The sequence below is a fragment of the Saccharopolyspora sp. NPDC045839 genome, from assembly GCF_056431645.1.
In genome coordinates this window covers 330,505-350,747 of the sequence record NZ_JBWKKH010000002.1, presented here as the reverse complement: position 1 = coordinate 350,747, position 20,243 = coordinate 330,505, and the positions used below count along the sequence as shown (strand labels likewise).

The window sequence follows — 20,243 nt, the reverse complement described above, 5'->3', positions numbered from 1 at the left end:
ACGCGTCACCGCGCCGCCTACCTGCTGCGGAACCCGGAGGCAGGCGCCGCGGTGGCCTGAAGGCGTTCCGCCCGGCTACGCCGGCTCCACAGGTGCCTCCACGGGCGGCTGCGCCGCCGCTGCCCGCAGAGCACGCAGCTCCTCCGCCGCGGCGTCGAGCTGCCGTTCGGCGCGCTCCGCGCGTGCCAGCGACTGCTCCCGCGCGTCCTGCACCGCCGCCACCCGCTGCGCGGCGGCGGTGCGCTCGGTCTCCATCCGCTCCGCGGCCTCTGTCCGCAGCTGCTGGAGTTCCGCCGCCTGCTGCTCGCGCAGCACAGCGAGCTCGTCGCGGTGGCGCTGCACCTCCGCGCGCGCTTCTTCCGCTGCGCGCTTGAGCTCGTCCAGCTGTCCCTGCGCGGTCTCCGCCGCCTGCTCGGCGCGCGCCGCCCGCTCCACCGCCGCCGCCTGCTGCTGCGCCGCAGCATCCATCTGCCGCCGCGCTTCTTCTTGCGCCGCTTGGATTTCCGCGGCCGCGCTCGCCTTCGCCTGCTCGATGGAGCTGCGCGCGTCGGCGATCTGCCGCTCGGCGTCGCGCCGGGCCGCCGCGGTGGCGACCTCGGCTTCGTTGCGCGCCGCCTCGACGTCCTGCCGCGCCCGCTGCTCGGCTTGGCCCGCCCGTTCCACGGCATCATCCCGTTCCTTGCGGGCGCTTTCGGCCTCCTGCCCGGCGGTTTCCGCGGCCGCGGTGGCGTCCTCAGCCGCCGCCTCGGCGGCGCTGCGCGCCTGTTCGGCGTCGCGACGCTGCTGCTGCGCGGTGGCCAGGGCTTTCTCGGCCTGCGCGATGCGGTGCGCGGCTTCGGCTTGGGCTGCCTGGATCTGCGCCTCCGCAGCGCTGGGATCAGCGATCGTGCCGAGTTCGGCGATGCCGGCACGCAGATTCCGGGTCAATTGCTCCGACAGGAGCCGGTACTGCCGCAGCAGCTCCTCGGCCCGCAGTCGCGCGCTGTCGTACTCGACGGCCGCGACCGGCGAAACCTCGGCCTGCTCCTGCACGGCTTGCAGGCGCTGCCGTTCCTTCCAGGCCCGCCAGCGGGTGTGCTCGGGGAGATCGCAGTACTCCGAGGGGCGCCCCGGGCCGCCGGTGCGCACGACCTCCCGCGAGCATCCGGGAAACCGGCACACCCCTTCGGCCTGCTCCTCGGACGTCGCGTCGCGCACCTGCTGCTCACCCATGGCGCGGACGTTATCAACCGCGACCGGCGGCACGTCGGACCTGCTGGCGGGGCACGCCGCCGCCCTCGGGACCCGCTCCGGCATCACGACCTGCGTCCGGCCCGCCGCCTCTGGTCGGGGAGAATGTGGGGAGAACACCTCGCGGCAGGAGATCACGCACGTTGTCCGACCAGCACCAAGCCCCAACCGCCGATGGCGGTCTGCACGCCGACTGCGCGAACTGCTTCGGACTGTGCTGCGTGGCACTGCCCTTCGCCGCCTCGGCCGACTTCGCCGTGAACAAGGACGCCGGGACGCCGTGCACCAACCTGCTGGATGACTTCCGCTGCGGCATCCACTCACAGCTTCGCGAGCGGGGCTTTCCCGGCTGCACCGTCTTCGACTGCTTCGGCGCCGGGCAGAAGGTCTCGCAGGTCACCTTCGGCGGCACGGACTGGCGGCAGGCCCCGCGCACCGCCGGGAAGATGTTCGCGGTGTTCCCGGTGATGCGCCAGCTCCACGAGCTGCTCTGGTACCTCACCGAAGCCCTGACCCTGCCGGCGGCCGAGCCCTTGCACGACGATCTCCGCACGGCGCTGGAGGACACCGAAGCGCTGACCCGCGGCAGCGCCGATGAGCTCACCGATGTCGATGTCGCGGCGCTGCGCCACGACATCAACATCCTGCTGCTGCGCACCAGCGAGCTCGTGCGGGCCAAGGTCTCGGGCCGCAAGAAGAACCACCGGGGCGCCGATCTCATCGGAGCCAAGCTGCGCGGCGCCGACCTGCGCGGCGCCAACCTCCGCGGCGCCTACCTCATCGCGGCCGACCTGCGCGGGGCCGACCTGCGCTCGGCCGACGTGATCGGCGCGGACTTCCGCGACACGAACCTGCGCGGGGCCGACCTCACCGGCGCGCTCTTCCTCACCCAGGCCCAGCTCAACGCCGCCAAGGGCGATGCCGCCACGAAGCTGCCCCCAGCGCTTTCCCGCCCCGCGCACTGGTGATCCGCCGCGCTGCCGCTCAGCCGCCGAGGACGACGACGGAACGCGCGTGACCGGCTGGCCGTCGTCGACCCGCTGGGAGCCGTAGACGACCAGGGACCACAGCAGGCACGCGAATGCCGCGGTGTGCACGAGGGCGCGGACGATGTTCCAGGTGGCCCAGGTCTTCTCGAACGCGCTGCGCGCCGCGGCGAAGTCGGTGGTGGCCGTGGCGAGCCGGTCGTTGAGGGGAACGTTGACGGCTGCGGTGATGGCGAACGCGACCAGGTAGAGCACCAGACCGGCGATCAGCCACGGCAGCGCTGGGCGTCCGTATCCCTGCCAGGCCAGGAACACTGCCAGGGCGATGAGCGGGATCGCGCCTATGAAGGGCACCAGGAAGGCCGGGTTGAGGATGGCTTTGTTGATGTTCTGCATGGCCTCGACCAGGGTGCGGTCGGAGGAGCGGCGGAGGCCGGGCATGACCGCGTAGGCGAACCCGGCGAACAGCCCGGCCATCAGCGCGCAGGCGATCGTGGCGGACAGCATCGTGGCGGTCTGGAGGAATTCCAACGTTGATCTCCCGTTCGGGCGTGGCTCGCTGGGCGGCAGGCAGGGGTGCGGGTTACCGGCGGGTGCCGGGTTCGGGCAGCGGCCGGGGGCGGGGCGCGGCATCTCGGGCCCGCACTTTTAACTTCCATTGATGTACTGTGTCCGCAGTGGTTAAAACGTAGTACTGCATTCACAGTGGCGTCAACGAGTTTCGGGAGACCGACATGCGACAGAACCCCGCCCGCCGCACCGCCCTGCTGGATGCCGCGATCGAGGTCCTCGCGCGGGACGGGTCGCGCGGGCTGACGCTGCGTTCCGTGGACAAGGAAGCGGGCGTTCCCACCGGCACGACGACCAACTACTTCGCCAACCGCGCCGAGCTGCTCCGCCAGATCATGGCCCGCACCCACGAGCGCCTCACCCCGGACCCGGTCGAGATGGCCGAGACGATGAAGGCCGCGCCCAGCCGCGAGCTCACCGCCACGCTGCTGCGCCAGCTCGTCGAGCGGATGCGCGGCGACCGCAGCAGTCACCTCGCCATGCTGGAACTGCGCCTGGAGGCCACTCGCCGACCGGAGCTGCAGGACGACCTGACCGCCATCTTCGCCGACATGCTCAAGAGCAACATCGACTGGCACCTCGAGGTCGGCCTGCCCGGCGACCGCGCCACCGTGCTGCAGCTCTACCTGGCCATGCTCGGCGTCATCGTGGACGACCTCACGGTCCCCGGACTGCTGGAGCCGTACGGCATCGACAAGATCGTCGACGACCTGGTGACTCGAAGCCTGCCGGAGAGCTGACCGGAGCACGGTCGCCCGCCCGCTCATCGGCGGGCGGCCCTCCGCCGGTCTCCGATGATCTTTTGGCAAGATCGCCGGGGCTGCCGGAGATCGTCGGCGAGGTCCCCTGTGTGGCCCCAAGAGCAAGAAGGTCTTCGGTGGGGTCAGCGACTTCACCGCCACCCACGGCCCGGAGCCGCGGATTCTCCAGAACGTGCCGGTCGACGAGCTGCGCCGCAGCAACGCCGCGATGGCCGAGGCGATCTTCCTGCCGACCTTGCACGCCGCCAGGGGTCTGAAATTCCCGGTGGTGTTCCTGGTCGGCTGCGAGGACGGCCTGCTGCCGCTGCCCTGGCCGGGCACCGAATCCACCAAGGAAGAGGTAGCCGAGGAACGTCGCCTGTTCTTTGTCGGCATGCCCCACGCCCAGGGTCACCTCTACCTCACCGGGCGCGGCAACGGCGAACGATCCAGGGCTCCCGGCAGGACAGAACCCGGCTCCCCGTTCCTGTCGCGTCTCGCCGACGCGATCACCAGCACCGAATCCGCCGCCCGCCGCCCGCGACCGGCCCGGCTTCCCTGCTGTGATGGAACAATTCCCTGGCCGAACATGCCCAGCCGCGACTGGTAGTCCAGACCCATGGATTGCGCCGCATGCTCACCTGTCGGGCGCCGAGTGCCAGATCAGATGCATCTTCCCGGCGTGGGAGAACAGGTCGACTGCGCTTTGCGCGGAGGTGAACGTGCCACGCATCCCGCCGTCCACACCAACCAACTCGGCGTGATCGTCGAACTGCAATCCCCACGCGATCAGCTCGCCGTCGCGCCCGAACCGGTCTTCGACCTCTTCGACGAGAGCAAACATCCGAGGCGCGCACACGCGTACCAGCTCGTCCATCCAGTCCGCGAACGTCCACGATTGCCGTTCTTTCGGCGAGTTCTCCCCCATTGCCGACCTCCTTGTCGCTTGTGGACAGTGTCCACCAACCGTATCGATAGACGTCTCATGACGTAACTAACTGATCAGGTGAAAGTCACGGAGAGCAACATGGTGGATGATGTGCGTGACCAAGGAGGTCCAGGTGATTGTTCGGAGTGACCCATCGCCCCTGCGATGGCTCATCGGTGTGGAGCTGGCCCGGTATCGCAACGAAGCGGGCATGTCGTTGGCCGTCGCCAGTGCGAACACGGGGATGTCGAAGGCGAAGATCGGCCACATGGAAACCGGCCGCCAGCAGCAGGCGCCGGATGACATCGCACTATTGCTCAAGACCTATGGAACCGAACTCCGCGACGTAGATCGGCTGACGACCCTGACCGGCCGGGCCGACCAGGCCACCTGGTGGGGTCCGTGGGCACACGTCGTCCCGGACTGGTTGAAGACGTTCGTAGGGCTCGAAGGTCTGGCCGAGCGCGAGTTCGTCTTCGAACCGATCATCATTCCTGGACTGCTGCAGACCGAGGAATACGCCAGCGCGACAACAGCCGACACACCACGAGTTCGTCAGGACCACGGCGAGCGCTTCGTCAGCTTCCGCATGGCACGCACCCGACGCCTCAACGACGCGCAACGCCCCTTGCATCTGCACGCCGTCATCGCCGAGGCCGCGCTACGGCTGCGGGTCGGCGACGACGAACTGCACCGCAACCAACTCCGGCACCTCATCGACATGGCGAGGAAGCCCACCGTCACGATTCAGGTCGTCCGTCCCGAAGACGGCCTACACACCGCGTTGACCGGGCAATTCATCGTGCTCGACTTCGAGAACGTCCGGTCCATCGCATATGCGGAACTGCATGACGGGGCGATCTACATCCAGGACTCGGAGCAGGTCGCCTCCTATACGATGGCTGCGGAAAGTTTGCAGCGTGTCGCGCTGAGCCCGCAGCAGTCGATCACGCTGCTCAAGAGCATGCTGAAGACATAACCGGTGAAGAGGAGCTGCCATGTTGGGCCCGTTAAGCACTGCAACGTGGCGGAAGTCCAGCTACAGCGGGAACAACGGCACCTGCGTCGAGGTGGCGTTCTCGGGCGGTGGGATCGCTGCTCGTGATTCGAAGGATCCCGCCGGTGGAGTGCTCGTGTTCGGCCCATCTGCATGGTCTCGCTTCCTCGGCTCGCTCACTAACGGCACTTTCGACCGGCCCTGACCCACGGCGCACAAGCTCGGCCACGCGATCAGGGCTGACCCGTGAGACGGGCGCGGGCTTCGCCCAGCGCGAAGCCCAGCAGGTTCAGTCCTCGCCACTGCTCGGGGTTCTCGCAGCGCGGATCGTCGGCGGCGAGGCCGATGCCCCAGATCGAGTCGACCGGGCTGGCCTCCACCAGAACTCGGCCACCGGTGCCCAGCAGGAAATCCCGCAGGTCCGGGTTCTGGCGGAACTTCTCGACGCAGGCCGTCAGCACGATCTCGTAGCGGCACTCCTCCCAACAGCGCTGGTCGAATCCGCGCACGCCACGCCCCAGCTGCTTGGCCTGCCGGGGATGGGACGCCCGCAGGATCTCCTCCTCGCTGCCGGCGTCGCCGAACAGCACCGCCTTGCGCCACATCATGTAGTGCTCGGCAGTGGCGAACCTCCGGCCGTCCACCGTGAACGGCGCGGGCCACCACTGGCTCAGACAACCGCGCCCGACGCGGCCATCGCGCTCGGGCCGATGGCCCCAGAAGTACAGGAACTTCACGCGCCGGCCTCGCCGCACCCGGCTGATCACGTCGCCGACGTCCGCTGGGCCGATGTCCATGTGGGACAGTCTTCCCGTTCAGGTCGGCTGCGGGCCAACGAATTCGTGCACGGCTGTCGACGAGCCCGGCACCGGCGGATGCCATGATCAGCGCATGAGTCGCCCCATCACCATCATCACCGGCGCCAGTCGCGGCATCGGCGCGGCCACGGCGTCGTGGCTGGCCCGGGCCGGCCACGACCTCGTGCTCGGATACCGCGACCACGACAGCGGCGCCGAGCGCGTCGCGGCCGAGGCCCGCGGGCACGGCGCCCGGTGCGTGCTGGTGCGCGTGGACGTCCGCCGCGAGGCCGATGTGGACCGGTTGTTCGCCGACGCCGCGGACCAACTGGGTCCGGTCACGGGGCTGGTCAACAACGCCGGGCTCACCGCGCACATCGGCGATCTGGCCGACACGCCGGTCGAGGTGATCCGTCGCGTCATCGACGTCAACTTCCTCGGCGCGGTGCTTTGTGCGCGCCGCGCCGCGCAGGTCATGTCCACCCGCCGCGGCGGCGGTGGCGGGGCCATCGTCAACATCTCCTCCAGCGCCGCAACGCTCGGATCGCCGCACGAGTACGTCCACTACGCCGGAGCCAAAGCAGCCGTGGACGCGCTGACGATGGGCTTGGCGAAGGAACTCGCCGACGAGGGCGTGCGCGTCAACGCCGTCGCTCCCGGACTGGTGCGCACCGACATCCACGCCAGCGCGGGAGCGCCGGAACGCATCGACACGGCGGTGGCACGCGTGCCGTTCGGCCGGGCCGGCGAACCCGACGAGATCGCCCCGGCGATCGGCTGGCTGCTCGGCCCGGAATCGGCCTACACCAGCGGGGCGGTGCTGCGCGTCGCTGGCGGCCTGTAGCGGCGAAAACCTGTTGTCCGCGACCGTAGGGTTGCTCTCGTGCAACGCGAATCGGTGCTCGTCAACTTCGTCTACTGCCATCCCGTCGGGCACGCCGTGGAGGCGCTGCAGTCCTGCCTGGGATATCGCCGCGCGAACCCGGATCGGCGGATCGCGGTGGTGCTCAACTCCGCCACCGCCATCGACCTGGCCGCCTGGTGCGACGCGATCGACGAGGTGTACACAGTGGACATCGACGTGTTCGAGCCGCCGACGGCCGACGTCCTCGCGCACATCCCCGCCGAATGGGACTGGGTCGTCGACGATCCGCGCGGCCACCAGAAGTGGCAGCACGACTTCTTCCCCGGCCTGCAGCGCTACTACGAGCTGTCGGCCGAGCACTTCCGCACCACCGGCGGGCACACGCAGGTCGGCGCGCCCGAACCGGCCTACCAGGCACGCAACCCGCTGAGGCTGAACCTGCCGGCCGCGGCGCGCGACTGGGCCGCCGAGCTGTTGCCGCAGCACGACGCGCCGACCATCGCGGTGCTGCCCGGCGGCAGCGCCGAACGGTGGCGCTACCCGTCGCTGGCGTCGTGGCAGCGGATCCTCGGCGCCATCACCGACCGCTGGCCGCAGGCGCGGATCTGCTTCACCGGCAAACTCGCCGACGACGGCCGCACCAGCACCGGGTTCACGCGCGCGGAGTTCGACGCGCTGGCCGCGACCGTCCCGAACGCGGCGTGGGCGCTGGACGTGCCGCTGGACCGGCAGCTGGCCGCGATGCAGCGCTGCGACATGCTGCTCTCGCCGCACACCGGGTTCGCATTCGCCGCGCTGGCCGTGGGCACCCCGTGGCTGGCGCTGGCCGGGAACGACTGGGCGGAGTACTACTTCAACCCGGGCGTGCCGTTCTACTCGGTGCTGCCGGACCTGGCACGCTTCCCCTGCTACGTCATGCTGGGCAACACGCCCGAACCCGTCGACGACGACGGCCCGCGTTCGCCCAGCATGTCCGCGGCCCGCATCGACGCCGACCTCCCCGAGCTCGTCGACGGCGTGGCCCGCCTCTACGACGGTGCCGCGGACTTCGATGCCGCGATGCGCGATCACGCCACCCGCCTGCACGAGCTCTTCGGCGGCCGCACGGAACTGATGTACTCGGTGGACGACCTGCTGACCGCCTACCTGTGACGAGCGCCAGGGCCGGTCCGAGTGCCGCGCAGTACCCCCTGCAGCCGAATGCGCGACCTCGGACACGGCCCCGGAGACACCTCCGGCCGGCAAGCGCCTCCGATGGTTGGACCGCGCCGGGCCGCGAAACTCATCGCGACCGCTAAGATCTGGTGCCAGGCCTGCTCCAGTGGCCGTTCACGCCGCGCTCACCCCGGCGTTCCCGCCGCATCCGGCGACGACAATCACCGCACTTCCATATCCGTTGCAAGGGTTCGATGGTGGAGGCCGGCATGTCGTCGCCAGCAGATTTCGTCGTGATCACCGGTGGCCCCGGGGCGGGCAAGACGACGCTCGTCGAGCGCCTCGCCGCCGCCGGATGCGCCTGCTCGCCGGAGGCGGGCCGCGGCGTCATCGCAGATCAGCTGGCCACCGGAGGCCGCGGCCTGCCCTGGGCGGACCGGGCGTTGTTCGCAGAGCTGATGCTGCAGCGGGACCTGCGTTCCTACCGGCAGGCCCGCCGCCGGTGCGGACCGGTGATCTTCGACCGCGGGCTGCCCGACATCGTCGGCTACCTGCGGCTGAGCGGCCTGCCGGTGCCACCGCACGTGGATGCCGCCGCGCGGCGGTTCCGGTACCGCAACCGCGTGCTGATCGCCCCGTTCTGGCCGGAGATCTACCGCCAGGACGGCGAACGCAAGCAAACCCCGGCGGAGGCCGAACGCACCTACGAGCACATGGTCGCCGCCTACACCGACTACGGCTACGAACTCGTCCACCTACCGCGAACAACGGTCGCCCAGCGCATGCGATTCGTCCTCGACGAACTCGCCGGCGACGCGGACATCGGCAGGTGAGCAGCCGGCTCATCCCGACAGCGACGGGCTCCTCTAGCTGTGCGCGCGGTAGAGATCGGTGAGCAGGGCGACGGCGGCTTGCGCGGCCGGGTGCGGGTCGTCGCGCCACCAGATCAGGCGGACCGCGATGGGCGCGGCGTCGCGCAGCGGGCGGAAGACCACACCGGGGCGCGGGTATTGGTCGACGGTGCTCTCCGCGGTGATGCCGACGCTGCGACCGGTGGCGATGGTGGTGAGCCAGTCGTCGAGTTCGTGGGTGTACTCGACGGCAGGCCGGTTCTCCGGCGGCCACAGTTCGGTGGTAGTGGTGCCGGTCCGGCGGTCGATGAGGAGCGTGCGTTCGCTGATCTCGGCCAGCCGGATGGAACGGCGGCGGGCCCACGGATCGTCGGACGCCACCGCGCAGAACCGGCGTTCCAGGCCGACGATGACGCCGTCGAAGCGGCGCTGGTCGGGTTCCGTGCGCACCACGGCGACGTCGCACGCGCCTTCGGCGAGGCCACCGGTGGCGGAGTTGGTGCGCACCAGGCTCAGCTCGACGTCCGGGCGAAACCCGGGCCACCTGCGCTGGAAGTCCACCGTGTGGCGGCCCATGGCCGACCAGGCGTAGCCGATGCGCAGCCGCGTGTGCCCGGAGGTGGCGTCGCGCACCAGGTCGTCGGCCTCGGCCAGCAGCCGCCGGGCGCGGGCGATGACCTGCGTGCCGACGGCGGTGGGCACGACCTCGCGGCTGGTGCGGCGCAGCAGGCGGACGCCGAGGGCGGATTCCAGCGAGGCCAGCGTGCGGGAGACGGCCGCCTGCGAGACGCCCAGCTCGATGGCGGCGTCGGTGAAGGTGCCCTCGTCGGCGATCGCGACCAGGCAACGCAGCTGCCGCAGCTCCACATCCATAACCCAAGCGTATAGCTGGCGCGTCGGATGCATTTTGCGGAAGCACCGCGGCGGCGCAGGCTCTGTGCCATGCAGACGACAGCGCATGCGCGGCAGCCCGTGGCGATCCCGGCGCCCACCGCGGAAAACGGCGGCCGCTACGCGGGAATCGCGATGATGGTCGGCAGCGGGCTGTCCAATCAGATCGGTGCGGCGATCGGGTCGCTGGCGTTCCCGGTGATCGGGCCGGCCGGTGTCGTGGCGGTGCGGCAGTGGATCGCCGCCGTCGCGCTGCTGGCGGTGGGGCGCCCCCGGTTGCGGGCGTTCACCTGGCGCCAGTGGCAGCCGGTGCTGCTGCTGGCGGCGGTGTTCGCGACGATGAACCTGTCGCTGTACAGCGCGATCGACCGCATCGGCCTCGGTCTTGCGGTGACGCTGGAGTTCCTCGGGCCGCTGGCGGTCGCGCTGGCCGCGTCGCGACGCGTGGTGGATCTGGGGTGCGCGGTGGTCGCCGCCGCGGGCGTGGTGGCGCTGACCCGGCCCCAGCCGACCACGGACTACGTCGGCATCGGACTGGCGCTGCTGGCCGCGGCGTGCTGGGCGTCCTACATCCTGCTCAACCGCTCGGTGGGCCGCCGGTTGCCCGGTGCCGAGGGCACCGCTGCCTCGGCCGGACTGTCGGGTCTGCTGTTCGTGCCGATCGGCATCGCGGTGCTCATCCAGCATCCGCCGACCCCGGCAGCGCTGGGCTGCGCGGCCGCGGCGGGCATCCTCTCCTCCGCCGTGCCGTTCCTGATCGACATGCTGGCGCTGCGGCGGGTTCCGGCGCAGTTCTTCGGCATCTTCATGAGCATCAACCCGGTTCTGGCGGCCGGCGTGGGGCTGGTGTTCCTCGGCCAGAACCTGCAGGTGCTGGAGTGGCTGAGCATCGCGGCGATCGTCGCCGCGAACGTCGTCAGCGTCGTCACCACGCGCCAGTAGCGGCGCGCTCGTCTTGTGGAAGTCTTGACCTGGGCGACGCCGCGGGTGACCTGATGTCCAGCGGCCGCACCGAACGCGCGGTGCTGGACATCAGGGGCAGCGTGAGCCGCTGCAACGCTACGTCGACGTGCGGCGCCTAGGCGCCAAGACAGGGCACGGCTTCTACGACGACTACGGTTCCTGATCTCCGCCCGGCTGGTCGAAGGGCCGGGCGGGATCAGGCGCGGGGCTCACGCTGACCGTGGTCTTAGCAGCTCGAACACGCTGGAGAAACTGTCCTGCCCACGGCCTTCTGCCGACCGCCGGTCGAGCAGTGCCTTCAGCGGCTCGTGCACGTCGGTGGCGATGCCGTTGGCACGGCTGAGACCGATGAGGCTGTCCACCGCGGCCCGGTTCAGGTCGACCGTGGAGACCCCGTCCGCGTATGTCGCTGACGTCGCCTCGCGAGCCAGCTCGGGCAGGAACTCCGCCATCCCGTTCAGCCACCGGGCCGCCAGCGGGGCGAACACCGCGGGAGTGGTGCCTGCCGCGGTGACCAGTGCCGCAGCGTGCAGGAACCCGGTGAGGGCCGCGTATCCGGTGCCCAGCAGGGCCAGGTCGTGGATCTCCGCCGAGCCGGGGTCGGTGCCGAAGTAGTGCGCGGGCGCCATCACTTCCAGCTCCCGCCGGTAGGTGGCGAACGCCTGCGCGGAGCCGCTGTAGACGAAGAAGCCCGCCTCGGTGGCGACGGTCTCGGGCAGCGCCATCATGGCCCCGTCGAGGTAGTCGGCGCCGTGCCCGGCGGCCCAGGCGGCCAGGTCCCGGGCCTGGCCGGGAGTGGTGTTGGCGAGGTTGACCACGGTACGACCGCGGAGCGCGGACGCGGCCGGACCGAGGGTTTCCCGGACCGCGTCGCGGTTCAGCAGCGGCGCGATCACCAGCTGCGCGGCCGCGACCGCATCGGTGACGGTGGCCGCGCGGGCGGCGCCCTGCTCGATGAGCGCGTCGGCTTTCGCCGCACTGCGGTTCCACACGGTCGTTTCGTAGCCGGCCGTGATGAACGCGGTGGCGATCGGCGCGCCCATGCGCCCGAGACCGAGGACCGCCACGCGCGGCTTGGTCTGCTCAGGCATTCCGCTCGCCCTTCGTGATCGTTTCGATGACGCTCGCGATGCCGCTCGCGCCGTGACCGCCGACCGCGGCCCGGTCCAGCAGAGCCTTGAACAGGTCAGGCACGTCGGTGCCGATGCCCTGCGTCCTGCTGGTGTCCACGAGGTGCTCCATCGCGGCCCGGTGCACCTCCACGGTGCCGTCGTCGTCGGGGAACCGGCCGTCTTCGACGTGACGGGCGTGGTCGGCCATCAGCGAGGTGACGAACGGCATGTGTTCGGTCGCCACCGCTGCGAACGCGGTCGGGTCGACGCCTGCCGCGGCCACCAGGGCGATCGAGTGGTAGAAGCCCGCCAGCGCGCCCCAGGCCAGGCCGAACAGCGCGGTGTCGTAGACCGGGGCCAGCGCCGGGTCATCGCCGAGGTGCACGGCGTTCCCCAAGCTCGCCAGCACTGCCCTGTCGGCGGCGAACGCCTCGCGCGAGCCGCTGAAGACGAACAGCGCCTCGGGACGCCCGACCAGCCGGGTCCCGCTCATTGCGGCGCCGTCGAGGTAGGCCGCGCCGTGCTCGGCGGCCCAGGCGGCGGCCTGGGCCGCTTCCTCCGGAGTGCCGGAGGTCAGGTTCACGAGAACCCGGCCGCGCAGGCTTTCCGCGACCGGGCCGAGCACCTCGCGCACGGTCGCGTAGTCCGGCAGGCAGACCACGACCAGTGGACTCGCGGTGACCGCTGATTCCACTGCGGCCGCACGGACAGCGCCTTGGACGAAGAGCGCGTCGGCCTTCGCGGCGCTGCGGTTCCACACCGTCGTGGTGTGGCCGGCGGCGAGGAATGCCTGGGCGAGCCGGGCGCCCATCTGCCCCAAGCCGATCACGGACACTGTGGACTGTTCGTGGTTCTCCGACATGTGGTTCTCCTGTCGTTCGGTGTGTTCTCACCTTGCCGACCAGGGCTGTCGGGACCCTGGCGGGTCGCTGGCGGTTCCGGATGGCCGCTGTCGGCCGGTTACTGTGCCGCCATGTACTTCTCCGTGCTCGGCCCGCTGGCTGCCTGGACGTCGGCCGGGCAGCCGGTCGACGTCCCCGAGGCGAAGGTGCGCGTCCTGCTGGCCGCCCTGCTCGTCGATGCGGGGCGCACGATCACGGCGGACCGGCTGGTGGACGACCTGTGGGGCGATCGGCTGCCCGGAAACCCGGCCGGTGCCCTGCAGACGAAGATCTCGCGATTGCGGCGCGCCCTGGCGAAGGCCGAACCGGGGGCAGAGCTGCTGGTGGAGTCGCGGCCCTCGGGATATCTGCTGCGCATCGGCCCTGGGGACGTGGATTCCCTGCGGTTCACCGACATGACCGACGCCGCGCACGGCACCGATGACCCGCGTACCAGGGCGAACCTGCTGGCGGAAGGCCTGGCCCTGTGGCAGGGAGACGCCTTCGCCGGCCTGGGCGACCTGGATTTCCTGCGCGCCGCTGTCGCACGGCTGGAGGAGCAGCGGCTGACCGCTCTGGAAGCGCTCGCCGAGACCCGGCTCGAACTGGGCGAGCACCGCACCCTCATCGGTGAGCTGAGCGAGCTGGCGGCCCGCCATCCCCTCCGGGAGCGGCTGCGCGCCGTCCAGCTCCGGGCGCTGTACCGGGCGGGGCGGCAGTCCGAGGCCCTGGCCGTCTACACCGAACTGCGGAACCGGTTGGCCGAGGAGCTGGGCGTGGATCCGGGGCCGGAACTGGCCGCCGTCCACCAAGCGATCCTCACCCACGATGCCGAGCTGGCGGCCGCCCCTGCCGCCCGCCGCGAACTGAAGGGTTGCGGCGACCTCCCGGTTCCGCTCACCGCCTTGGTCGGCAGGGAGGAAGCGGTGCCCGCGGTGTGCCGGCTGCTCACCGCCCACCGGCTGGTGACGCTGACCGGCCCGGGCGGGGTGGGCAAGACGCGGCTGGCGCAGGAGGCGGCCGGCCTGGCGGCCGGTGCTTATCCCGACGGCGTCCGGATGGTCGGCCTCGCCGGATCGACCGAGGTGGCCGAGCAGGTGAGCGCGGCGTTGGGCATCCGGGAAGAGGGACCGGCGGGGCTGGAGGACGCGTTGCGTTCGCGGCGTTTCCTGCTGGTGCTGGACAACTGCGAGCACGTCATCGACTCCGCGGCCGAGACCGTGCGCCGGATCCTGACCGCCGCGACGGGGATCGGTGTCCTGGCGACGAGCAGGGAACCTCTCGGGCTGGCCGGCGAGGCGGTGTGGAACGTTCCTCCGCTGAAGCAATCCGACGCCGAGCGTCTGTTCGCCGAACGAGCCGCGGCCGCCGCACCCGGATTCGTCGTCGCCGAAGGCGACGCGGAGGCCGTCGCGACGATCTGCCGCCGCCTCGACCGGCTACCGCTCGCGCTCGAACTGGCCGCGACCCGGGTCCGCGCTTTGGGCGTGCGCGAGTTGTCCGCCCGGCTGGACGACAGGTTCCGCCTGCTCGACGGCGGCCATCGCGGCGTGCCGCCGCGCCAGCGAACCCTGCGGGCGGTGATCGACTGGAGCTGGGAGCTGCTCAACGACGACGAGCGGGCGCTCCTGCGCGGCCTGTCGGTCTTCACCGGCGGCTGCACCCTCGAAGCCGCCGAGGCGGTGTGCGGCGGTGGCCGGGACGTCCTCGGCCCGTTGATCCGGCTGGTGGACCGCTCGGTCCTGACCGTGACCGACGACCAGCGGTACCGGCTTCCGGAGTCGGTGTCGGCCTACGCATCGGAACGCCTGGCGGAAGCGGGCGAGCTGGACGCGCTCCAGCTGAGCCATCATGCCTACTACATGGAGCTGGCCGAACAAGCCGGGGACCACCTCCGCGGCCCCGAGCAGCAGCGCTGGCTGACACGCCTGGACCACGAAAGCGCCAACCTGCGTGTTGCCCTGGACCGTGCCGTGCGGCGGGAAGACGCCCCTGGCGCCCTGCGCCTGGCGGTCGCCTCGGCCTGGTACTGGTTCCTGCGTGGCCGGCTGAGCGAGGCACGGCGGTCGCTGGAGGAAGCGCTGCAGGTCAGCGACGACGCCCGGAATCCCCTTCATTCCCAAGCCGTTCTCTGGCACGCGGGATTCGCCCTGCTGGCAGGTGAACAACGGAGTGATCAGGTTCGCGTGCCCGGTCGAGCCGGTTGTGCACGTGCCGAATGGTTCCTCGGCCACGCCTTGTTCAAAGCGGGAGAGGACCTGGAACGCAGCGAGACGCTGGTGGATCGTGCCCTGGCCGACCTCCGCGCAGAAGGCGACCGCTGGGGGGTCGCCGCGGCGCAGAGCACCCGGGCCGGGCAGGCTCTGCTGCGGGGCGATCTCGCCGCGGCGAGGCGCAGCGCCGAAGACGGTCACGCGATTTTCGCGGAGCTCGGCGACAGCTGGGGGCAGCTGCAAACCACCTATCCGCTTGCGGCGCTGGCCGCGATCACCGGTGACTGCCCGCGGGCAGCGCAACTGCACGGAGAAGGGCGCCGCCTGGCCGAAGAGCTGGGATTCTGGGCAGATGCCGCCGACCGGATCACCGGCCTCGGCAGGGTCGCCCTCCTGACTGGTGATGTCACGCGGGCCGCCGAGCTCCACGGTGAGGCGATGGCGTTGGCAGCCGAACACGGCTACGCGGCGGGCGAGATCCACGCCGAGATCGGCCTCGCCCTCGGAGCCCGGCGCGAGGGCGACTACGACCTCGCCGAGAAGCACCTCCGCAAGACACTCGAATGGCACCGCGAAGTCGAGTTCGGCCCCGGGCCGGCGCTCCTCATCGCCGAACTCGGCTTCCTCGCCGAACAGCGCGGCGACGCCTCCGCGGCACTGTCCCTGCATCGTCAAGGTTTCGCCGTCGCCCGTGACAGCGGAGATCCGCGGGCCGTGGCCCTCGCGCAGGAGGGCCTTGCCGGTGCTTACGCCCTCGCGGGTCAACCGGCCCGGGCCGCACGTCTCCTGGGCACCGCCACGCGGGCCCGCGAGCTCAGCGGTGCTCCGCTACCGGAGGCCGAGCGCGGCGATGTGGATCGGATTACTGCCGGGGTTCTCGCGGCGCTCGGTAGCGAGAAGTTCGCTGCCGAGTTCGCTTCGGACGCCGACGATGCCGACGCAGGGTTGCCATGATGTGCTCTCGGTGACATCCGCACCCGGCTTCCGGTTCATCTCATATTTGAGTTAGTCTCCCGAATATGAGAAACGGCTCTGAGATGGATACCCGGTTGGCGGGCCGGCTCGCGGAGCTGCGGGTGGAGCGCGGCTGGCCACTGGAGGAGTTGGCGCAGCGCACCGAGATCAGCCGCTCGACGCTGTCGAGGCTGGAGCGGGCCGAGATCAGCCCGACCGCGGCGCTGCTGAACAAGTTGTGCGCGGCCTACGAGCGGACCATGTCGCAGCTGCTGGCCGAGGTGGAATCGGAGCCGCCGCAGCTGGTGCGTGCCGACCGGCAGGAGGTGTGGCGGGACGAGGCATCGGGCTTCACCCGGCGCTCGGTGTCCCCGCCGCATCCGGGACTGCGCGGCGAGGTCGTCGAAGGCGTGCTGGAACCGGGCGCGGACATCTCCTACGACGGCCCGGCCGTGCCGGGCCTGGAGCAGCACATCTGGGTGCTGGCGGGCGCGCTGGAGGTCACCGCGGGCGACCACGTGCACGAGGTGCGGGCCGGCGACTGCCTGCGGTTCCGGCTGTGGGGCCGGTCGCGCTTCCGCTGCCCTGGCCCCGAACCGGTCCGCTACGCCCTGCTGATCGTCCTGCCCTGATCACTCGGAGGAATCCCGTCTTGTCGACCATCACCCGGCTGTCCGCCGCCGATTTCCGCGACAACGTGAAGGAACTGGCCGATCTCCTCGTCGACGTCGTCGACGGCGGCTTCTCGCTCGGGTTTCTCGAACCCTTCGACCAGGACGCGGCCGTGGCCTGGTGGGAAACCCGGGAACCCGCGATCGCCGACGGCAGCCTGATCGTCTGGGCCGCCCACGGCCCCGACGGCATCGCCGGCACCGTCAGCCTCGTGCTGGAATCCAAGCCCAACGGCCGGCACCGCGCCGAGATCGTCAAGCTCATGGTGCACCGCGACGCCCGCGGCCAGGGGCTGGGGCGCGAACTCCTCGCCACCGCCGAACGGGCCGCCGCCCGCGCGGGCGCCATCCTGCTGCTCCTGGACACTGCCACCGGCAGTCCTGCCGAGGGGCTTTACCTCGCCGCCGGTTGGACGCGGTTCGGCATCGTGCCCGGCTACGCCGCCGACCCGGCCGGTCGCCTCGAAGACGGCAGCTTCTTCTACAAGCAACTCGCCTGACGAAATATTGAAGTCGACTCCAATATTGGAGTCGAGTTAAGCTTGTGGCATGACCGAGGGGCTGCGGGAGCGCAAGAAGCGCCGGACACGGCAGCGGATCACCGAGGTGGCCATGGGCCTGTTCGTCGAGCGCGGCTTCGAACACGTCACGATCGCGGAAGTCGCCGCGGCCGCCGAGGTGTCGGCGAACACCGTCTACAACTACTTCCCGACCAAGGAAGACCTGGTCCTGCCGCCGGACGAAGCGTTCCCGCAACGGCTCGCCGACATGGTGCGGCAACGCCGCGTCGGCGAGTCCGCCGCGGACGCGATCCTGCGCGAGTTGCGCGAGGAGGTGCACCGCCGCGACCGCAAGGTCGGGTTGACCGGGGGTTTCGGCCGCGTCTTCGACATGATGCGGGCCGCGCCCACGCTCCTCGCCCGGCTCGAGTCCCTCGGCCAGCAGATGACCGACGCGCTCACCGCCGTCCTCGCCGAGGAGACCGGTGCCGCACCGGACGACCCGCTGCCCCGGGTGATCGCCCACCAGCTGGGCTGCTTCCACTCCCTGGTGTTCGCCGAGATCGGCAAGCGCCTCGCGGCCGGCGAGCGCCCCGATGCGATCGCCGAGGCCACGCTGGATCTGCTGACCACCGTCGAGGACGTGCTCGGCGATCGCGTTCTCACCTACGCCAGGCGAAAGGACCAACCATGTTCCGAGTGACGATCCGAGGCAAGTTCGACGGGCTCAGCGAGGCCGGGCGCGCGGCCGTCCTGGCGGCCACCGACACCGCTTTCACCGAGGCGGGCACGTTCACCCACGACGGCACCGTTTCGGCGTTCACCTTCCGCTGCCAGGTTCCGGCGGAACGCGACGACGACGGCGAGCGGGAGGCGACCCAGCGCGCGCTGGCGGCGCTGGACGCCCATGGCCACCCGTACCAGGTCCTGCGCACGGCGGTGACCGACATGCGCCAGATCAAGATCCGCCGGAAGGGCCGCCACCCGGCGCTGCCGGATCACTCGTCGATGTCGGCCCAATACTCCCGAAGCTACGGCCAGGTGCCAATTACTTTGCTGAGGTGGGGTTTTTGCGCTGGTTGGCGTTGAAGCGCGCTTTCTTCTGACGATTCCCGCACGTGTTCATGTCACACCATTTGCGGGTGCGGCTTTGGCTAGTGTCGAAGAAGGCGGCTTGGCAGGTTGGCGATGCGCACAAGGCCAATTTTCCGTCTCGTTCGCCTGCGATGATGCTGATCGCGTCGGCGGCGATCACGCCTAGGGCATCTTCTACGCAGGAAGCCGAACTAAGTCGCCATCGCCGATTGCCCTCGGGCGTCAGGATAGCCGCGGCCCGACCCTGAGCGCTGCAGTCATTGATGACTTGGACAGCAGACACAGGGAGAGCGTCTTGGGTCGCGGCCGCTGTCGCGGCGGCGTGAATTGATTCCCTCAGTTCCCGAGCGAGTTCGAGCTGGGCGGTGGTGCAGGAGTCCACGGCGAGGCCGTTCACTACCAGCCAGTCGACGAGTCGGTGCGGCGTGGGAATGCGTTCCACAGCGTTGCCAGAACGCTCCGACAGAGTCCCCGTGAAGCTGGTCGCTAGCACGTTACCGAGGCGAAATTCAGGGAACCCAGCACGCATGGAACCACCTTAGCAGGTTGCACGTTGACATGGAGACATGCTAGAACCGTCTTAGCCGGTTCGCGGTAGGTCGTAGCCGGTTCCACGATGACCAGGAGATCTCATGCCCCGTCCAACCAGCGACGTGCAAGCATTTGAAGCCCACGCAACTGACGCTGACCTCGACGATCTGCGCGCGCGATTGGCCGCGGCGCGGCTGCCGGAAGCCGAGACGGTCTATCGCGCCGCGCCCGGCCCTCGTCGATGGGAACAGGGCGTTCCTCTCGCCGACCTCGTCGATGTCGTGAACTACTGGCGCACCGGGTACGACTGGCGGTCGTTCGAAGCGCGCCTTAACCGGATCGGCCAGTTCCGCACGACCATTGATGATCTGGGAATCCACTTCCTGCACCGCCGATCCGCGCGCGCAGACGCCACTCCTCTGATCTTGACGCACGGCTGGCCAGGCAGCATTGCCGAGTTCATCGATGTAGTGGACGAGCTGGCAGATCCGAAAGATGCAGACACGCCAGCGTTCCACGTCGTGGCCCCGTCGTTGCCAGGCTTTGGTTACAGCGACAAGCCGGCCACCACCGGGTGGGGAACCGAAAAGATCGCGGCCGCATGGGTGGAGCTGATGGGAAGGCTCGGCTACAGCAAGTTCGCGGCCCACGGCGGCGACTGGGGCGGTGTGATCACCACGGTCCTCGGCGGCAGGTTCCCGGAGCACGTTCTCGGCATCCACACAACGACCGCGCAGGCACCGCCCGGGTTGACAACGGACGGGCTGACGGCGGCCGAGCGCAAATGGACCGAGGAAACCCGCGATTTCTGGCGCCACCACGCGGCGTACGCGAAGCAGCAGGCGACCCGACCGCAGACCATCGGCTACTCGCTCGTCGACTCACCGGTCGGGCTTCTCGCCTGGATCCTCGACAAGTTCGCTGAGTGGACAGATACCGAAGATAGCCCGTTCGAGAGGATTTCCAGAGACCGCATTCTTGACGACGTCACCCTGTACTGGCTGACGCGGACCGGCGCATCGTCTGCCCGCATTTACTACGAAAGCCACAACTCGCTCGACCCCGAACTTCGGGTCGACGTCCCGTCAGCGATTAGTGTGTATCCCCGCGACATCGAGAAGTGTCCGCGCGCCTGGGCGCAGGAGCGGTTCCGGCAGATCGTCCGATGGAGGTCGCCCGAAACCGGGGGACATTTCCCGTCGCTGGAGGTTCCCGAGTATTTCGTCAAGGATCTGCAAGAAGGCCTCGCGGCAGTGCTGGCCGCTAATTAGTGAACGCGGCTCCTCGACGATCCCGCCGTGCGCCGACCGGGT

General features: G+C 70.1%; 21 protein-coding genes and 2 pseudogenes. 15 read left to right on the top strand and 8 right to left on the bottom strand.

All coding sequences use genetic code 11. From position 1 onward, the window contains the following. Positions 1–75: 75 nt before the first annotated feature. A complete protein-coding gene (locus tag AC07EQ_RS04570; RefSeq protein WP_478386543.1) occupies positions 76–1,212 on the bottom strand; it encodes a hypothetical protein in 1,137 nt (378 codons plus the stop codon). A gap of 161 nt (positions 1,213–1,373) precedes the next feature. On the opposite strand from AC07EQ_RS04570, the gene AC07EQ_RS04565 reads away from it, so the two are divergent. Continuing rightward, positions 1,374–2,198 carry a pentapeptide repeat-containing protein gene (locus AC07EQ_RS04565; RefSeq protein ID WP_478386542.1) on the top strand — a complete coding sequence of 275 codons (825 nt, stop codon included), beginning with the start codon at positions 1,374–1,376 and terminating at the stop codon, positions 2,196–2,198. 165 nt (positions 2,199–2,363) lie between these two features. Here AC07EQ_RS04565 and AC07EQ_RS04560 read toward each other — a convergent pair. Continuing rightward, positions 2,364–2,612: pseudogene (locus AC07EQ_RS04560) on the bottom strand (anthrone oxygenase family protein); the annotation flags it as partial. A 338-nt stretch (positions 2,613–2,950) separates the two neighbouring features. Here AC07EQ_RS04560 and AC07EQ_RS04555 point away from each other — a divergent pair. Both AC07EQ_RS04555 and AC07EQ_RS04550 read left to right on the top strand, forming a co-directional pair. After that, on the top strand, positions 2,951–3,526 hold the full coding sequence (locus AC07EQ_RS04555; RefSeq protein WP_478386541.1) for a TetR/AcrR family transcriptional regulator: 576 nt from the start codon (positions 2,951–2,953) through the stop codon (positions 3,524–3,526). Positions 3,527–3,719: 193 nt separating this feature from the next. Further along, entirely contained in the window at positions 3,720–4,136 is a 417-nt protein-coding gene (locus AC07EQ_RS04550; protein ID WP_478386540.1) for a 3'-5' exonuclease, read from the top strand. 27 nt (positions 4,137–4,163) lie between these two features. Here AC07EQ_RS04550 and AC07EQ_RS04545 read toward each other — a convergent pair whose 3' ends face one another. Beyond that, positions 4,164–4,454, bottom strand: a complete 291-nt coding sequence (locus AC07EQ_RS04545) for a hypothetical protein (RefSeq protein ID WP_478386539.1) — start codon at positions 4,452–4,454, stop codon at positions 4,164–4,166. 115 nt (positions 4,455–4,569) lie between these two features. Between AC07EQ_RS04545 and AC07EQ_RS04540 the strand changes: the two genes are divergently transcribed. After that, positions 4,570–5,433, top strand: a complete 864-nt coding sequence (locus AC07EQ_RS04540) for a helix-turn-helix domain-containing protein (protein WP_478386538.1) — start codon at positions 4,570–4,572, stop codon at positions 5,431–5,433. A 19-nt stretch (positions 5,434–5,452) separates the two neighbouring features. Next, the gene (locus AC07EQ_RS04535) at positions 5,453–5,656 is read left to right on the top strand and encodes a DUF397 domain-containing protein (RefSeq protein WP_478386537.1); all 204 of its coding nucleotides are present in this window, start codon (positions 5,453–5,455) and stop codon (positions 5,654–5,656) included. A 28-nt stretch (positions 5,657–5,684) separates the two neighbouring features. On the opposite strand, the gene AC07EQ_RS04530 is transcribed toward AC07EQ_RS04535, so the two are convergent. After that, complete coding sequence (locus AC07EQ_RS04530) at positions 5,685–6,248, bottom strand: NADAR family protein (protein ID WP_478386536.1); 564 nt, start codon at positions 6,246–6,248, stop codon at positions 5,685–5,687. 94 nt (positions 6,249–6,342) lie between these two features. On the opposite strand from AC07EQ_RS04530, the gene AC07EQ_RS04525 reads away from it, so the two are divergent. The 3 genes from AC07EQ_RS04525 to AC07EQ_RS04515 all read left to right on the top strand — a co-directional run bounded on the left by AC07EQ_RS04525 (position 6,343) and on the right by AC07EQ_RS04515 (position 9,101). Then, positions 6,343–7,092, top strand: a complete 750-nt coding sequence (locus tag AC07EQ_RS04525) for an SDR family oxidoreductase (protein WP_478386535.1) — start codon at positions 6,343–6,345, stop codon at positions 7,090–7,092. A 39-nt stretch (positions 7,093–7,131) separates the two neighbouring features. Further along, positions 7,132–8,265, top strand: coding sequence for a glycosyltransferase family 9 protein (locus tag AC07EQ_RS04520; RefSeq protein WP_478386534.1), 1,134 nt, complete (start codon positions 7,132–7,134; stop codon positions 8,263–8,265). Positions 8,266–8,537: 272 nt separating this feature from the next. Continuing rightward, on the top strand, positions 8,538–9,101 hold the full coding sequence (locus AC07EQ_RS04515) for an AAA family ATPase (RefSeq protein WP_478386533.1): 564 nt from the start codon (positions 8,538–8,540) through the stop codon (positions 9,099–9,101). A 33-nt stretch (positions 9,102–9,134) separates the two neighbouring features. On the opposite strand, the gene AC07EQ_RS04510 is transcribed toward AC07EQ_RS04515, so the two are convergent. After that, positions 9,135–9,992, bottom strand: a complete 858-nt coding sequence (locus tag AC07EQ_RS04510) for a LysR family transcriptional regulator (protein WP_478386532.1) — start codon at positions 9,990–9,992, stop codon at positions 9,135–9,137. Between the two features lie 69 nt (positions 9,993–10,061). Here AC07EQ_RS04510 and AC07EQ_RS04505 point away from each other — a divergent pair, with 69 nt between their 5' ends. Further along, positions 10,062–10,952, top strand: a complete 891-nt coding sequence (locus AC07EQ_RS04505; RefSeq protein ID WP_478386531.1) for an EamA family transporter — start codon at positions 10,062–10,064, stop codon at positions 10,950–10,952. Between the two features lie 230 nt (positions 10,953–11,182). Here AC07EQ_RS04505 and AC07EQ_RS04500 read toward each other — a convergent pair whose 3' ends face one another. Both AC07EQ_RS04500 and AC07EQ_RS04495 read right to left on the bottom strand, forming a co-directional pair. Next, positions 11,183–12,064, bottom strand: coding sequence for an NAD(P)-dependent oxidoreductase (locus AC07EQ_RS04500; RefSeq protein WP_478386530.1), 882 nt, complete (start codon positions 12,062–12,064; stop codon positions 11,183–11,185). Next, a pseudogene (locus AC07EQ_RS04495) lies at positions 12,057–12,950 on the bottom strand (NAD(P)-dependent oxidoreductase); the annotation flags it as partial. The pseudogene AC07EQ_RS04495 and the gene AC07EQ_RS04500, both read right to left, overlap by 8 nt. Positions 12,951–13,058: 108 nt before the next feature. Here AC07EQ_RS04495 and AC07EQ_RS04490 point away from each other — a divergent pair. From AC07EQ_RS04490 to AC07EQ_RS04470, 5 genes are all read left to right on the top strand, one after another. After that, positions 13,059–16,133, top strand: coding sequence for an AfsR/SARP family transcriptional regulator (locus AC07EQ_RS04490; RefSeq protein WP_478386529.1), 3,075 nt, complete (start codon positions 13,059–13,061; stop codon positions 16,131–16,133). Between the two features lie 65 nt (positions 16,134–16,198). Then, entirely contained in the window at positions 16,199–16,765 is a 567-nt protein-coding gene (locus AC07EQ_RS04485) for a helix-turn-helix domain-containing protein (protein WP_478386528.1), read from the top strand. Positions 16,766–16,785: 20 nt separating this feature from the next. Continuing rightward, positions 16,786–17,304, top strand: coding sequence for a GNAT family N-acetyltransferase (locus AC07EQ_RS04480; RefSeq protein WP_478386527.1), 519 nt, complete (start codon positions 16,786–16,788; stop codon positions 17,302–17,304). 49 nt (positions 17,305–17,353) lie between these two features. Continuing rightward, the gene (locus tag AC07EQ_RS04475; protein WP_478386526.1) at positions 17,354–18,007 is read left to right on the top strand and encodes a TetR/AcrR family transcriptional regulator; all 654 of its coding nucleotides are present in this window, start codon (positions 17,354–17,356) and stop codon (positions 18,005–18,007) included. Then, the gene (locus AC07EQ_RS04470) at positions 18,004–18,393 is read left to right on the top strand and encodes a DUF6204 family protein (protein ID WP_478386525.1); all 390 of its coding nucleotides are present in this window, start codon (positions 18,004–18,006) and stop codon (positions 18,391–18,393) included. Before AC07EQ_RS04475 ends, AC07EQ_RS04470 begins: the two co-directional genes overlap by 4 nt. Here the strand turns inward: AC07EQ_RS04470 and AC07EQ_RS04465 are convergent. Then, positions 18,353–18,928, bottom strand: a complete 576-nt coding sequence (locus AC07EQ_RS04465) for a CGNR zinc finger domain-containing protein (RefSeq protein WP_478386524.1) — start codon at positions 18,926–18,928, stop codon at positions 18,353–18,355. The genes AC07EQ_RS04470 and AC07EQ_RS04465 overlap by 41 nt on opposite strands. A 103-nt stretch (positions 18,929–19,031) precedes the next feature. On the opposite strand from AC07EQ_RS04465, the gene AC07EQ_RS04460 reads away from it, so the two are divergent. Continuing rightward, positions 19,032–20,201 carry an epoxide hydrolase family protein gene (locus AC07EQ_RS04460; protein ID WP_478386523.1) on the top strand — a complete coding sequence of 390 codons (1,170 nt, stop codon included), beginning with the start codon at positions 19,032–19,034 and terminating at the stop codon, positions 20,199–20,201. Positions 20,202–20,243 lie beyond the last annotated feature (42 nt).

What these genes read in the sequence shown, in the direction of transcription:
- AC07EQ_RS04500 (WP_478386530.1), bottom strand. Translation starts at nt 12,064, where the DNA reads ATGCCTGAGCAGACCAAGCCGCGCGTGGCGGTCCTCGGTCTCGGGCGC.
- AC07EQ_RS04475 (WP_478386526.1), top strand. Translation starts at nt 17,354, where the DNA reads ATGACCGAGGGGCTGCGGGAGCGCAAGAAGCGCCGGACACGGCAGCGG.
- AC07EQ_RS04510 (WP_478386532.1), bottom strand. Translation starts at nt 9,992, where the DNA reads ATGGATGTGGAGCTGCGGCAGCTGCGTTGCCTGGTCGCGATCGCCGAC.
- AC07EQ_RS04525 (WP_478386535.1), top strand. Translation starts at nt 6,343, where the DNA reads ATGAGTCGCCCCATCACCATCATCACCGGCGCCAGTCGCGGCATCGGC.
- AC07EQ_RS04460 (WP_478386523.1), top strand. Translation starts at nt 19,032, where the DNA reads ATGCCCCGTCCAACCAGCGACGTGCAAGCATTTGAAGCCCACGCAACT.
- AC07EQ_RS04535 (WP_478386537.1), top strand. Translation starts at nt 5,453, where the DNA reads ATGTTGGGCCCGTTAAGCACTGCAACGTGGCGGAAGTCCAGCTACAGC.
- AC07EQ_RS04570 (WP_478386543.1), bottom strand. Translation starts at nt 1,212, where the DNA reads ATGGGTGAGCAGCAGGTGCGCGACGCGACGTCCGAGGAGCAGGCCGAA.
- AC07EQ_RS04545 (WP_478386539.1), bottom strand. Translation starts at nt 4,454, where the DNA reads ATGGGGGAGAACTCGCCGAAAGAACGGCAATCGTGGACGTTCGCGGAC.
- AC07EQ_RS04485 (WP_478386528.1), top strand. Translation starts at nt 16,199, where the DNA reads ATGAGAAACGGCTCTGAGATGGATACCCGGTTGGCGGGCCGGCTCGCG.
- AC07EQ_RS04530 (WP_478386536.1), bottom strand. Translation starts at nt 6,248, where the DNA reads ATGGACATCGGCCCAGCGGACGTCGGCGACGTGATCAGCCGGGTGCGG.
- AC07EQ_RS04515 (WP_478386533.1), top strand. Translation starts at nt 8,538, where the DNA reads ATGTCGTCGCCAGCAGATTTCGTCGTGATCACCGGTGGCCCCGGGGCG.
- AC07EQ_RS04555 (WP_478386541.1), top strand. Translation starts at nt 2,951, where the DNA reads ATGCGACAGAACCCCGCCCGCCGCACCGCCCTGCTGGATGCCGCGATC.
- AC07EQ_RS04505 (WP_478386531.1), top strand. Translation starts at nt 10,062, where the DNA reads ATGCAGACGACAGCGCATGCGCGGCAGCCCGTGGCGATCCCGGCGCCC.
- AC07EQ_RS04465 (WP_478386524.1), bottom strand. Translation starts at nt 18,928, where the DNA reads ATGCGTGCTGGGTTCCCTGAATTTCGCCTCGGTAACGTGCTAGCGACC.
- AC07EQ_RS04490 (WP_478386529.1), top strand. Translation starts at nt 13,059, where the DNA reads ATGTACTTCTCCGTGCTCGGCCCGCTGGCTGCCTGGACGTCGGCCGGG.